The following is a 12,078-nucleotide window of genomic DNA, read 5'->3' as shown; positions in this document are numbered from 1 at the left end:
GCTAAAGCATCTAGTGAATTTGCCGCATCGCTCGACACTGTGCCCGTCGAGGGGAAATGCTGGCCCTCGCGCGAGAGCTACAGGTGGGAGGCGGCGGTGACGACGGAATCGACGACGCCCGCGGACAACGCGGCCGCGGACAGAACGGCTGCGGGCGGGGCGCCCGCGGGCGAGGCGGGGGCGGACCGGTCGGTGGTGGGCGAGGGGCCGGTGCTGCTCGACGTGGGCGGCGACGGCGTCGGCGTGGTGACGCTGAACCGACCGGAGCGGCGCAACGGCTGGAACCCCGAGATGGAGAACCGGTACTTCGACGTCCTCGCGCAGGCCGATCGTGACCCGGCGATCCGCGTACTGATCGTCACCGGCGCGGGCACCACGTTCTGCCCCGGGGTCGACACCGGCCGGCTCGGCCAGATCGCGGGCAAGCCGATGGACACCACCGGCCGCCGCTCGCCGGTGCGGGCCTGGTCGGTGCGCAAGCCGATGATCGCCGCCGTCAACGGGGCCTGCGCCGGCATGGGCCTGGTCCAGGCCCTGCTGTGTGACGTGCGGTTCGCCGCCCGCGGTGCCCGCTTCACCACCGCCTTCGCCCGCCGGGGGCTGGCGGGCGAGTTCGGCATCACCTGGCTGCTGCCCCGCCTCATCGGGCAGGAGCGGGCGGCAGACCTGCTGCTGTCGTCGCGGGTGTTCGACGCCGACGAGGCCCGCGAGCTCGGCGTCGTCAGCCGGGTCGTCGACCCCGCGGAGCTCCTGCCCGCCGCGCGCGCCTATGCCGCGGACATCGCGGCGAACTGCTCGCCGGTGTCGCTGGCGCTGATCCGCCACCAGTTGCGCACCGACAGCACCGGCGAGCTCGACGCGTCGCTCGGCCGCACCTACCGGGCGATGGCCGCCGCCGCGGTCGGCCCGGACTTCCGCGAGGGCATCGACAGCTTCCTGGCGAAGCGTCCCGCGTCGTTCCCCCCGCTCGCCGACGATCTCGACCCGGCCGCGATCACCGGTGCCTGCCTGCCCGAGCTGGACTTCGACCCGTCCAGCGCCGTGGGACGGTCCTGACCAGCGATGAAGGAGACCCCTGCATGACGGCCACGGTGCACATCGACATGTCCGGGAAGGTCGCACTGGTCACCGGCGGCGGCTACGGGATGGGACGGGCCTCGGCCCGGCGGTTCGCCGAGTGCGGCGCGGCGGTGGTCGTCGCCGACATCAACCCGGACACGGGGGCGGAGACGGTCGAGCTGATCCGCGCCGCGGGCGGGCAGGCGACGTTCGTCCACGCCGACGTCGGTGAGCCGGAGGCCGTGCGGGACATGGTCGACCGCACGGTCGCCACCTACGGGGGTCTGGACTACGCCCACAACAACGCCGGCATCGTCGAGTCCCAGGATCCGGTCGTCAGCTACCCGGAACAGCTCTGGGAGCGGATCCTGCGCACCAACCTGACCAGCGTGTTCCTGTGCCTGAAGTACGAGATCCCGCGGATGCTGGAGCGCGGCGGCGGGGCCATCGTCAACGTGGCGTCGGAGTCCACCTACAAGGGCAACGTCGCCGACATCGGGTACACGGCCAGCAAGCACGGCGTGGTGGGCCTGACCACGGCCGCCGCCCTGCAGTACGCCCGGCGCAACATCCGGGTCAACGCCGTGGCGCCCGGCAACGTGGACACCGGGATCGTCGAGCGGGCCCGCCAGTACCTGACGCCGGAGCAGCTGCGGTCGATGGAGCAGGCCCAGCCGATCCGCCGGCTCAGCCGCCCCGAGGAGATCGCCGAGGTCGTCGTCTGGCTGTGCTCGGACGCCGCCGTGCTCGTCAACGCCGCCAAGATCGCCGCCGACACCGGCTGGCACGTCGCCTGACCGAACGTCGGGCGGCGCCGCCGCGTTGTTGCTGCGGCGCCACCGAGTTGCGGCGGCGCCGCCGAGTCACTGCGGCGGCGCCCGGTGAACAGCGTCAGCGCCAGGTCCAGTGCGGCTCGCGCTTCTCCAGGTAGGCGCGGCGCGCCTCGCCGGCGTCGTCGAGGCGGCTGACCCGCGCGGTGTAGTCCTGCTCCAGCCGGTAGCCCTCGTCGAGGGGGAGGTCCTCGACCCGGTTCATCGACTCCTTGGACAGCCGCAGCGCCAGCGGGCTCTTCGCCGCGACCTCCGCGGCCAGGGCGCGCGCCGTGTCGGCGAGCTCGGCGCGGGGCACCAGTGCGGCGGCGGCACCGAGCCGGTAGAACTCGGCCGCGGGCACGCGCCGGCCCGTCAGCGCCATCTCGCGGGTCTTCATCGGCCCGACGAGGCGCTGCACGTGCCGGGTGCCGCCGAGGACGCCCACGTCGATCTCCGGCAGCGAGAAGAACGCCTCCTCGGCGAGGACGACCAGGTCACAGCAGCCGACCAGGGCGGCTCCGGCCCCGACGCACGCGCCGCCGACCGCCGCGACGACGGGCAGGCCGCCGTCGCGGATGCCGGCGAGGCAGCCGCGCACGACGGAGCCGGGATCGATCAGGTCGGTCAGGCTCTCCTCGGGCAGGAGCTCACGGCGGTTGTAGCGGCGATCCGACTCGGTGATGTCGGCGCCGGCGCAGAAGACGCGCTCGAAGTCCGAGGCGAGGATCGCGACGGCGGCCTCGTTCCCCCGGCCGAGCTCGGTGAACACCTGCCCGATCTCGCGCATCATCGGCGCGCTCAGCGCGTTGCGCGGGGGGCGGGCGAGCGTGACCGTGGCGATGCGGTCAGCGATCTCGACCCGGACGAACTTGGGTTCTTCCACCGCCGGGGCTCCTTCGGGTGACGGGCGAATATTTAAACGATATGACTATCGGAGGGTCGGGTGCGACGCGAACGGCCTGGTGTGGACGGCCTGGTGTGGACGGCCTGGTGACGACGCAAGCGGGAGGACACCATGACGATGGGACGCGTGGCGACGACCTGGCCGGGAGTGCCGCGGTGACGGCCCCCGCGGCCGAGGGACGCCTCGCCGGCAAGGTCGCCTTCATCACCGGGATCGCCCGCGGGCAGGGCCGCTCCCACGCGGTCGCGCTCGCCCGCGAGGGCGCGGACATCATCGGCATCGACCGGGCCGCCGACGTCGCGACGATGGGCTACCCGCTGGGCACCGCCGACGAGCTCGCCGAGACCGTCGCCCTGGTCGAGAGGACCGGCCGGCGGATCATCGCCCGGGTGGGCGACGTGCGCGACCGGGCGGCGATCGTCGATCTGCTCGCCACCGGCGTGCGCGAACTCGGCGGCCTGGACATCGTCGTGGCGAGCGCCGGGATCTCCCCGCCCGCGCGCCGGCTGTGGGAGATCCCGCCGGAGCAGTGGGACGACGTGATCGGGATCAACCTCACCGGCGTCTTCCACACCCTCGCCGCATCCGTCCCGCACCTGCTGGCCGGGCGCCGGGGCGGGTCGATCATCGTCATCAGCTCGGGCGCGGCGCTCAACCGCGTCCCGAACCTGTCCGACTACGTCACCACGAAGAACGGCGTGATCGGGATGGCGATGTCGCTGGCCAACGAGGTGGCGCACCGCCAGATCCGGGTGAACGTCATCGCGCCCGGCACCGTGAACACCCCGATGGTCACCGAGAACACCCAGCAGTTCCACCTGTTCCGCCCGGACCTGCCGAACCCCACGGTGGACGACTGCCGGGACGGCTTCGCCGCGTCGATGCCGATGGGCCGGCCGTGGCTCGAACCCGAGGACATCTCCTCGGCCGTGGTGTTCCTGTCCAGCGACGAGGCCCGCTGGATCAGCGGCGTCGTCCTGCCCGTCGACCAGGGCAACACCAACCGCCGCTACTGACCCGCCTGCCCGGCCGAGCCCTGGCCCGCTCGGCCCGGCTGGACCGCCTGGCCTGCCTGGACCGCCTGGCCGGGCCGGGTTCGGAGCGGCCGCACGAGGTTGACGGTGTCGAAGACCGCCCGCAGGCCGCCGTCGGCGCCGCGCAGCTCACCGCGGCCGAGAATCCGCCCGCGGGCCGCCTGCGGCGTGTGGACCCGGTAGAGGTGCCAGTCGCGGACGTCGAGATCGTCCAGGTAGGTGACGGTCGCGGTGAGGACGACCGCCTGTAGCTCGGCGCGGGGCGGCAGCGTGATGCCGCCGTTGAGCATGCCGTCGGCGATCGCGAGTGTCTCGATGGTGTGGGCAACCAGGGCCCGCCACCCGGTCGGATCGTCAGGGGCGTCCGGGATGCGGGTCCAGAGGTCGAGCTGGCGCGACGCCTTGCGCGGCATGATCGCCGCTTCCCAGGGCAGCAGCGCGCGGCGGACGGGTTCGGCGTCGGCCGGCCGGCCGACGTCCGCGGCGGGGGAGTCGAACCGGTGGTAGTCGGGCTCGTCCGCGGCGAGCATCACCTGTGCCCGGCTGAGCTGCTCGGCACCCTGGCGCAGGGACAGCGCGAACGACTCCACCGACCGGCCGCCGGCGAGCCGCTCCACGTCGATCTCCAGCGGCAGATCGGTGCGGCCGCCGCGCATGAACACCGTCTGCAGGGAGTGCAGCCGCTTGCCGGGCGCCAGCCGCTCGGCAAGGACGACCTGCTGACCGAGCTGCTGGGCGCCGAGGACGCCCCCGTGCCCGCTCGGCACGCACCGCGCCGACGTCGTGGGCAGCGTCGGCGTCAGGTCGAGCACCCGCAGCAGCTCGGGGAGGGTGAACAGGGTCCGCACCCAGTCCGGCTCGTAGCGCGGTGCGTCCGCGTCCGCGTTCGCAGCGGCCGAATCATGCCCGCCGGCCAGGGCCGCCAGAACCGGTACGGGGATTCGGTCGCGCCTGGTGGGGCGTTCTACCACTGCACAGTCCGCTGCATGAACCGCGGCCTGCCAAGAAGCCTGAAGAGCGCCAGTTCGAAGCCGGCACGGACCCGCGCGGTCCCCCGCGCGGTGCGCACCTCTTCTCGTAGGAGCTGAGCGAGGGCGCTCCTACCGCTCGCCATCTCCAGGCGAAGCTGCTCGTCGGGCTCGACGAGCCCCGCTCCGCTCTCGCTATGCCGCAACGTCCACTCCTTGTTACCTCGATCCCCAAAGAGCTCGGGGAGATGTGCGGCTCGACGAACTTCGAATCCCCGCGCCGGCAATCCGCTTTCTCCGGTCGCTCGCATTTCTCGGGACCGGGTACGTCGCGGCGTCGGTTGGCGGTCATCTTGCTGGCGGCGTTTCACGCCCGATAGCGGCCAGCTCGTCGAACGCTGCCCGGAAGACCTGGGCGAAGGCCGCGGCGGCGGTGCGGCCGAACAGATGCCGGTGGTACCCGAACGCGAGGCGGATACCGGCGCCGTACCTCGTCGCGCCGATGAAGAGGCCCTGGGGCATGCCGGCGGTGCCGGTGAAGAAGACCGCGGAGATCGCCGGGTGTCGGAGGTGATGTCGGCGAGCGGGCCGAGGTTGCTGACGGCGGCGGCGGGGGTGATGAGCGGTCGCGCCGTCCGCACACCCAACCGCAGCAGCGAGCCCCGCCAGGGCCCGGGAATCCGCCCGGTGGCGGCCGCGCCGACCCTGCCGGCGACTCCCGCGATGACGGGCGCGGCCGCCGCCTGCTTCGCGTGCTCGGTCTGGTCGACGATGCGGACGGCCAGTCTGATCAGGTCCGCCCGGTCCGCCGGCTCGGTGCCGACCAGCACCTGGCCGGTGTTGTTGCCACCCGCGCCGGGCATCGTCCCCAGCCCGATCGGCATCCTGACGCGCAGTGTCGCGGCCTCCCCGCCGCGCTGCCGGTTCCACCGGTCGATGGTGAGATGGGCCGCTGCGACCAGCAGGTCGTTGGCGGTCATCCGACGTCCGCCGGGCAGTAGCACGCGCCGTCCCGGCACCGGCAGGGTCAGCGGGTGGTAGCCGTAGCCGGCGGTCCGGCCGGCGTCCATCGGAGTGATGTGTCGCCCGGAGCGATGCGTGAAGGCGGTCCAGCCATGGCCGGCCGACCTCGGAACCGACGGCACACCGGCGGGCAGCCCGACATGACCGCCGCCGGACCGGCCCGCGGCCGCGGAGGCGTCGGCGTCGGCGTCGGCGACCCGGTACTCGGCGAAGATCTCGGACACGACGGCGGCGAGACTCATGCCGTCGACCGCGAGGTGATGCGCGACCACGGAGAGCTGGTCGCCGTCCGGCCGGTGCACCAACGCGATCCGCAGTGGCGGGTAGGCCCGCAGGTCGAAGGGGGACGACATCATGGTCTCGTGGACGCGCCAGCCGTCGCTGCCGTCGCCGATCTGCCCGACCGGATCCGAGGACGGCATCGTGGCGAACCGCCACGCATACTGGCGTGCCCCGTAGAGGCTCGCCCGCATCATGGGATGCCGCCCGATCGCCCTACGTACCGCGAGCCGGAGCCGGGTCACGTCCAACGTGCCCATGGTCTGCACGAACAGTCCGCAGGTCAGCGGTGCGCTGGCCCGATTGGAGGCGGCCAGGATCTGCTCGCTGGACGTGAGCACCCGATCGGGCGCGGGTGCCGGTGAACCCCCCTGGTTCTTCACCTCTACGTGCACGGGCCCCTAGCCCCCCGAATTAGTCAGCACACGATATACGTGGTCCGGGCGGGACGACCTTCCGGTCCGCGGCCGTGGCGGCCGGCGCGACCACGCGGTCAGGCCTTGCGGGCCAGACCCCCGGCGACCAGCTTTTCGGTGAGGGTCAGCGGCTCGGGGACCGGCTCCTGCGGGCGCCACAGCGGGTTGTAGACGAGACCGGGCTCGACGAGGTCGAGGCCGTCGAAGTACTCGCCGATCTCCGCGAGCGTCCGGAACCGTCCGGTACCGAGGTCGGCCAGCAGCATCTTCTCCAGCTCGGTCGTCTGCTCGCCATGCGCGACGAAGTGCGTCAGAAAGAGGTAGCTGCCGGCGGCCAGGGCATCCCGGTAGTGCCGGATGACACCGGCGGGGTCCTCGTCGTCGTTGATGTGGTGGACGACTCCGAACAGGATCAGGCCGACCGGCTGGTCGAGATCGATCAACGCGCGTAGGTCCGGGTGGGCGAGGACCTTCTGCGAGTGCCGGAAGTCGGCCGTGATCACAGTGGTGTTGCGGTTCTCGGCGAGCAGGGCCCGGCCGTGCGCGAGCACGATGGGGTCGTTGTCGACGTACACCACGCGCGCGTCGGGCGCGACGCTCTGCGCCGCCTGGTGGGTGTTGCTGACGGTCGGCAGGCCCGAACCGAGATCGATGAACTGGCGGACGCCCTGCTCCGCCAGGTATCGCACCCCTCGGTTGAGCAGCGCCCGGTTGTACTGCGCCGCCTCCCGCCCACCGGGAACGAACTGCATGAACTGGTCGGCGACGACCCGGTCCGCGGGGAAGTTGTCCTTCCCGCCGAGAATCGCGTCGTAGACCCGGGCGATGCTGGGGGTGGAGACGTCGATGTCGGTGGGGGCCCAGCCGGCCGGCGGCTCGCTGCTCGCCTGCGACAACGGATGCGGGAGGGCGTCGCCTTGCGTCATGGGTCTCCGATACTCGTCCGCGGCGGCCGGCTGCCGAAAGTGGCGAATTATGCACCTACCGGTGATTATATTCGCGCCCGCCGCCGGCCGGCGGTGGTCCGAGGAGCACCACCGCGACCAGGAGGAACAGTCCGACGGCCAGGCAGAGGCAGGAGCCGAACACGACCTGGAACACCACCGGACGCCGTTCGGCGAAGGGCAGGTGCAGCCGGGGGAACATCGTCGGCAGCTCCCGTGCGTGGTGCACCCCGCCCACGGTCCGAAACGGCACGTCGATGCGGTCGAACAGTCCCCGGACCTCGTCGCGGTTCCACACCCGCGTCCTGAACCAGAGCGGCGGAACCGGCGAAGACGACCAAAGGTTACAGGTCAACTCCTCGGAGTGAACTCACAATGATCATCCGGGTGGCAGTCCAGAGGGGCCGTCGCAGCCATGGAGACCTCGGCAGAAGGCGTGTCGCTGGTGTCCTGTCCCATCCGCGTCGGACACGCTCGGCGCGAGTTCCGTTCAGTCGGTGACCACATCGTCCGGTGACGACTGTGCGATGTCGGCAAGCACAGCCAGCGCCCGGGACAGTACGTCGCGCTGGGGTGGGGCCAGGCCGACTCTGACAGCCCTGGGAACGCGGTGACGACCCACGGAGAAAGCTGCGGCTGGAGTTACCCCGATGCCGTGTCGCGAGGCAGCGGTGACGAACGTATCCGCACGCCACGGGCTGGGCAGCTCCCACCAGCAGTAGTACGAACGCGGGTCACTCTTCGTACTGAATCCGCCGAGATGCTGCGAGGCGATCTCCTGTCGTATCGCGGTCTCCCGCTGCTTGGCCCGTACCAGCATCTCTATCGTGCCGTCCGCCTGCCAGCGGGATGCCGCCTCCAACGCGAAACGCATGGGCGTCCATCCGCCTGAGCGTAGCGATGCGGCAATGCCACCAGCGATGCCGCCGGGTGCTACCGCGAATCCGAGTGTCAGACCGGGGGAGACTCGTTTGGACAGGCTGTCGACGAAGACCGTCCGCTCCGGAGCGAGCGAAGCAAGCGGCGGCAGATCGTCGCGCAGGAAGGCCCAGATGGCGTCCTCGATCGCGTAAATTCCCAATCGCAACAGCACCTGGGCCAGGTGGACCAGACGCTCCTGGGGCATGGACAGCGATAGCGGATTATGCATGGTCGGCTGTACGTAGATGGCATGCAGCGGGCTGCCGGAATGGGCTTCTTCGATGGCCTCGGGAATCAGCCCCGCCTGGTCCATGGCCAGCGGCACCAGGGTGATGCCGAGCCGGGTGGCGATGGCTTTGACGGCGGGGTAGGTCAGCTCTTCGACGCCCAGCCGGGCGCCCCGCGGCACCACAGCAGCGATGACGGCCGAGATTGCCTGCCGACCGTTCCCGGAGAAAAGCACCCTGCTTGGGTCGGGACGCCAGCCACCGCGCGAGAGAAGATCGGCCGCCACACTGCGTGTGGCGGAGGTACCGGTTGCGCCGACCGGCTGAAGCACGCTCTCCAGGACGTCCGCACGCAACAGTCCGCCGAGTCCCGATGCGAGCAGTCTGGTCTGCTCTGGCACCGTCGGGTAGTTGAGCTCCAGATCGACCCGGTTGCCAGCAGTTTCGCTGTGCATGGGGATCGCCAGGCGAGGGGCGGCGCACACGAAGGTGCCGCGCCCCACCTCGCCGACCGTGAGGCCACGCAGGGCGAGTTCCTGGTAGACGCGGATAGCGGTGGAATTGGCGATGCCGTGTTCACGGGCGAAGATCCGTTGGGGTGGAAGCCGGTCTCCAGGTCTGAGCCGGCCTGCCCTGATCTCCGCGGCCACGTCGTCGGCGACACGCCGATAGTCCCTCACGTCCCACTCCCCCTACCTCTCTGTTTGTCATTATCTAAGCATCTCGATTGCACCGAGTGCAATGCCAAATATTGCGCCGAGACGGAAAGGTAACCTACACTCGCTGTCGAACTCGATCCTGGATCCTGCAGCTCGCGAGAGGGGCACCGAAGCACACCAGATGGGGACGTACGCTTGCAAGGAGGCTCGTGCATGTGACCACGCGATCGCCACGACGTCGGGCTCTCCTCGCTCGGTTCACGCAAGCCCGGTCTCCTCAATCTCGGTCCCCTCAAGCTCGGTGCAATCGCTGTGGCTTCGTGTCCCGGCCCTTCGGCCGGTACGAGGTCGCGGGCCTGCCCCGTCGGTACGCTGCCGGGGGGCAGCGGCCGTTGGTGAATGCCCTCGGCACACGGTCACGTGTCGGTCCGGTCAGCTGGTCGCCGCCGGGGCACGGCCACCGTGTGTGGAACATGGGCCCCCTTTTCCGTGAGCGCCGCGACGGGGCGCTTGAAACGGGTGTGCAGGAACCGACGTGTGACGCCGGGCCGGCTCGTGCGCAGTCGCTGAACGGACTGGAGTGCCACGAACGCTGTCGAGGCGAGGCCCCGTGGCGGGTGTTCGAGGAGTCGGACAGTGTCCCCGGGGCCCTGCTCGCCCGTTTGGCGATGCCGACGACTGGGGACTGGAACCGACGCGATTCCAGCGCTCCGGAAATGCCGCTCACCGCCGGATTCATCACCTGCTGTTTTCTTCGCGACCTTTCCGAGATGTTACGCATCGACGTTCGAGACGATGGCTGCGCGATGGCGGACTACAAGGTCGAGAGGAAGTGAAAGATTGCCATGATTGAAGTCAGCGGAATTATTGGTGTCATGGCGGTGGCGCTCGGGATGGTGCTTACTCCGGGGCCAAACATGATCTATCTCGTATCCCGCAGTATCGTACAGGGGAGGAGCGCCGGAATAATTTCACTCGGTGGAGTCGCCCTCGGCTTCATAATCTACCTGCTGGCCACGAACCTGGGGCTGTCTGTAGTCTTCACCGCCGTGCCCGAACTTTATGTTGCCGTCAAACTCGCCGGTGCGGCCTATCTCGCCTATCTTGCCTGGAAGGCGCTGAAACCCGGCGGCGTCTCCGTGTTCACTCCTCAGGACATCCCCCCTGATCCTCCGCGAAAGCTTTTCACAATGGGTTTGATGACGAACCTGCTCAATCCGAAGATTGCCATTATGTATCTCTCGCTTATCCCGCAGTTCGTCAATCTGAAGGCGGGACACGTCCTGCTCCAGGGGTTTTTGCTGGGTACCATTCAGATTGTGGTGAGCGTCACAGTTAACTTGATCATCGTGCTGGCGGCCGGTGCCATCGCCGTTTTCCTTGCCCGCCGCCCATCCTGGCTGAGGGTCCAGCGCTACGTGATGGGGACGGTGCTCGGCATGCTGGCCATCTCGCTGGCCATCGACACCTCGGGGCCGACCACGACGAGTTGACCGCGCAAGCCAACGTGTCAAGAGCATGCATGAACGACGAGTGGACCGGCTCGGTAGCCGCCCTGGTGCTGGTCGGCCGGACCGAAGCGCCGGATGCCGCCTCGGCGGCATCCGTGTGGGCGCCGCTCTGTCCGAGCCGTCGGTCAGTACCGTCCCCTCCGCCGCACCGGGCGGGGCGGGAATCCGCGCGGCATCTCCCGAAACCCAGGAGGCCCCATGCCCAGTAGTGAGCAGAAGACCGCGCGCACCTATCGGCTGGTCTTCAACCGGCGCAGGCCGTACAGATACATCGAGTCGAGCGTCGTCGAGGACGGCGCCGAGCTCACCGACAAGATCTATTATCTTGTTCGGTCATTCCTCACCTCTGACCCGCTCCGAGTCGAGATCGATTCGAACATCACCACCGTTCGGGTCTTCGTCGGCGATGAACTCGTGGATATCGGTACCCTCACTCCCATCGAACCCGTGATTGCGGGTTGCGCAGTAAACTCTATGAGCTTCGAGGGTGGCGCCATCAAGCGCCTCTACCACGAGCTGAAATCCATGGAAGGCCCCGTCGGAAGTGGGCCCGGTGCTGACGTCGTCGACGCGGTCACCAGATGGTTCAAGGACCTGGGAATTCCGGTCTGAAGGCAGGAATCTCCCGTAGCGCCGACATGAGAGGGATGCCTCGTGCAAAAACTTTCCACGTTGCATGGCCCGACTTCTTGCTAGAAGAGGAAATCATCATTTTCGCGACGGGAAGCCCGCAACAGGTCACCGAGGATCTTCTGGGTGACGCCGCCGTATGATCTTCCATGGAGGGCGGTGATCCGCGTCTACATTCCAAGGCCGAGCAGGCAGTTCCGGGAGTGCAATCCTGGCAGATCATGCTGGCTTGCCGACGACCACGGGGTCCTGCCCGTGGGAGGCCGCTCGGATCAGTTGCTCGATCAGAAGGATCGTCTCGCGCGCTCCCTTGAGATTTGTGGTGGCGGGGCTGGCCCCCGCCTGCCAGGGAAGCTTGGTGTCGGCCTGGCCCGGAGTCACGGGTGAGGATGCGAGCGGCAACACCGCCGTACCCGCCCTGCGTGCATTCATGTTCGATGGCTTCGCGGCCAGTGGCGGCATGCTTCTCGACATCGGATGGTCGTCGTGAGCTGAGTGTTGGCCGTCCTCCTGCGGAGGTACGTCTGCGGGTTGCCATGATCATGTCCTTGTCACGGGCCCCGCTACCACTGATGTGCCATACCACTCGACGCACCAACAGCCGCATCCGATGGTGGTGGAAGACGTCGGGCGAGGTTGTGTCCATCGAGGGTGCACCGGTCCCTCGACCGATCACCGGACTACGAGTGCT

Annotated in this window: 13 protein-coding genes; 6 read left to right on the top strand and 7 right to left on the bottom strand. The window is 69.3% G+C overall.

Annotated features, from left to right (window positions below):
- The first annotated feature begins 96 nt into the window (after positions 1-96).
- Together FRAAL_RS20540 and FRAAL_RS20535 are read left to right on the top strand one after the other, a co-directional pair.
- Positions 97-1,056: an enoyl-CoA hydratase-related protein gene (locus tag FRAAL_RS20540; protein ID WP_011605827.1), complete on the top strand. Its 960-nt coding sequence runs from the start codon at positions 97-99 to the stop codon at positions 1,054-1,056.
- Between the two features lie 23 nt (positions 1,057-1,079).
- Positions 1,080-1,856 carry an SDR family NAD(P)-dependent oxidoreductase gene (locus FRAAL_RS20535; protein WP_011605826.1) on the top strand — a complete coding sequence of 259 codons (777 nt, stop codon included), beginning with the start codon at positions 1,080-1,082 and terminating at the stop codon, positions 1,854-1,856.
- 94 nt (positions 1,857-1,950) lie between these two features.
- Here FRAAL_RS20535 and FRAAL_RS20530 read toward each other — a convergent pair whose 3' ends face one another.
- Complete coding sequence (locus FRAAL_RS20530) at positions 1,951-2,754, bottom strand: enoyl-CoA hydratase-related protein (RefSeq protein ID WP_011605825.1); 804 nt, start codon at positions 2,752-2,754, stop codon at positions 1,951-1,953.
- 176 nt (positions 2,755-2,930) lie between these two features.
- Here FRAAL_RS20530 and FRAAL_RS20525 point away from each other — a divergent pair, with 176 nt between their 5' ends.
- Positions 2,931-3,791: a mycofactocin-coupled SDR family oxidoreductase gene (locus FRAAL_RS20525; protein ID WP_011605824.1), complete on the top strand. Its 861-nt coding sequence runs from the start codon at positions 2,931-2,933 to the stop codon at positions 3,789-3,791.
- Here the strand turns inward: FRAAL_RS20525 and FRAAL_RS20520 are convergent.
- The 5 genes from FRAAL_RS20520 to FRAAL_RS20495 form a co-directional block, all read right to left on the bottom strand.
- Positions 3,785-4,780 carry an acyl-CoA thioesterase gene (locus FRAAL_RS20520; RefSeq protein WP_011605823.1) on the bottom strand — a complete coding sequence of 332 codons (996 nt, stop codon included), beginning with the start codon at positions 4,778-4,780 and terminating at the stop codon, positions 3,785-3,787. The two genes, FRAAL_RS20525 and FRAAL_RS20520, sit on opposite strands and share 7 nt — an antisense overlap.
- On the bottom strand, positions 4,774-6,462 hold the full coding sequence (locus FRAAL_RS20510; protein ID WP_231861136.1) for a condensation domain-containing protein: 1,689 nt from the start codon (positions 6,460-6,462) through the stop codon (positions 4,774-4,776). The genes FRAAL_RS20520 and FRAAL_RS20510 overlap by 7 nt, the downstream gene beginning before the upstream one ends.
- Before the next feature lie 110 nt (positions 6,463-6,572).
- A complete protein-coding gene (locus tag FRAAL_RS20505; RefSeq protein ID WP_011605821.1) occupies positions 6,573-7,421 on the bottom strand; it encodes an SAM-dependent methyltransferase in 849 nt (282 codons plus the stop codon).
- Between the two features lie 55 nt (positions 7,422-7,476).
- Positions 7,477-7,737, bottom strand: a complete 261-nt coding sequence (locus FRAAL_RS20500; RefSeq protein ID WP_011605820.1) for a hypothetical protein — start codon at positions 7,735-7,737, stop codon at positions 7,477-7,479.
- 192 nt (positions 7,738-7,929) lie between these two features.
- Positions 7,930-9,267 (bottom strand): aminotransferase-like domain-containing protein, encoded by a 1,338-nt coding sequence (locus tag FRAAL_RS20495; protein ID WP_011605819.1) that lies wholly within the window; start codon positions 9,265-9,267, stop codon positions 7,930-7,932.
- A 596-nt stretch (positions 9,268-9,863) separates the two neighbouring features.
- On the opposite strand from FRAAL_RS20495, the gene FRAAL_RS20490 reads away from it, so the two are divergent.
- The 3 genes from FRAAL_RS20490 to FRAAL_RS20480 all read left to right on the top strand — a co-directional run bounded on the left by FRAAL_RS20490 (position 9,864) and on the right by FRAAL_RS20480 (position 11,369).
- A complete protein-coding gene (locus FRAAL_RS20490; RefSeq protein WP_011605818.1) occupies positions 9,864-10,082 on the top strand; it encodes a hypothetical protein in 219 nt (72 codons plus the stop codon).
- A 9-nt stretch (positions 10,083-10,091) separates the two neighbouring features.
- Positions 10,092-10,739, top strand: coding sequence for a LysE family translocator (locus FRAAL_RS20485; protein ID WP_011605817.1), 648 nt, complete (start codon positions 10,092-10,094; stop codon positions 10,737-10,739).
- A gap of 216 nt (positions 10,740-10,955) precedes the next feature.
- Positions 10,956-11,369: a hypothetical protein gene (locus FRAAL_RS20480; protein ID WP_011605815.1), complete on the top strand. Its 414-nt coding sequence runs from the start codon at positions 10,956-10,958 to the stop codon at positions 11,367-11,369.
- A gap of 237 nt (positions 11,370-11,606) precedes the next feature.
- Here the strand turns inward: FRAAL_RS20480 and FRAAL_RS33210 are convergent, their stop codons facing one another.
- Entirely contained in the window at positions 11,607-11,861 is a 255-nt protein-coding gene (locus tag FRAAL_RS33210; RefSeq protein WP_157734360.1) for a hypothetical protein, read from the bottom strand.
- Between the last annotated feature and the right edge of the window lie 217 nt (positions 11,862-12,078).

This window comes from Frankia alni ACN14a (assembly GCF_000058485.1).
GTDB lineage: Bacteria > Actinomycetota > Actinomycetes > Frankiales > Frankiaceae > Frankia > Frankia alni.
This window is presented reverse-complemented; position numbering and strand designations above follow the sequence as displayed.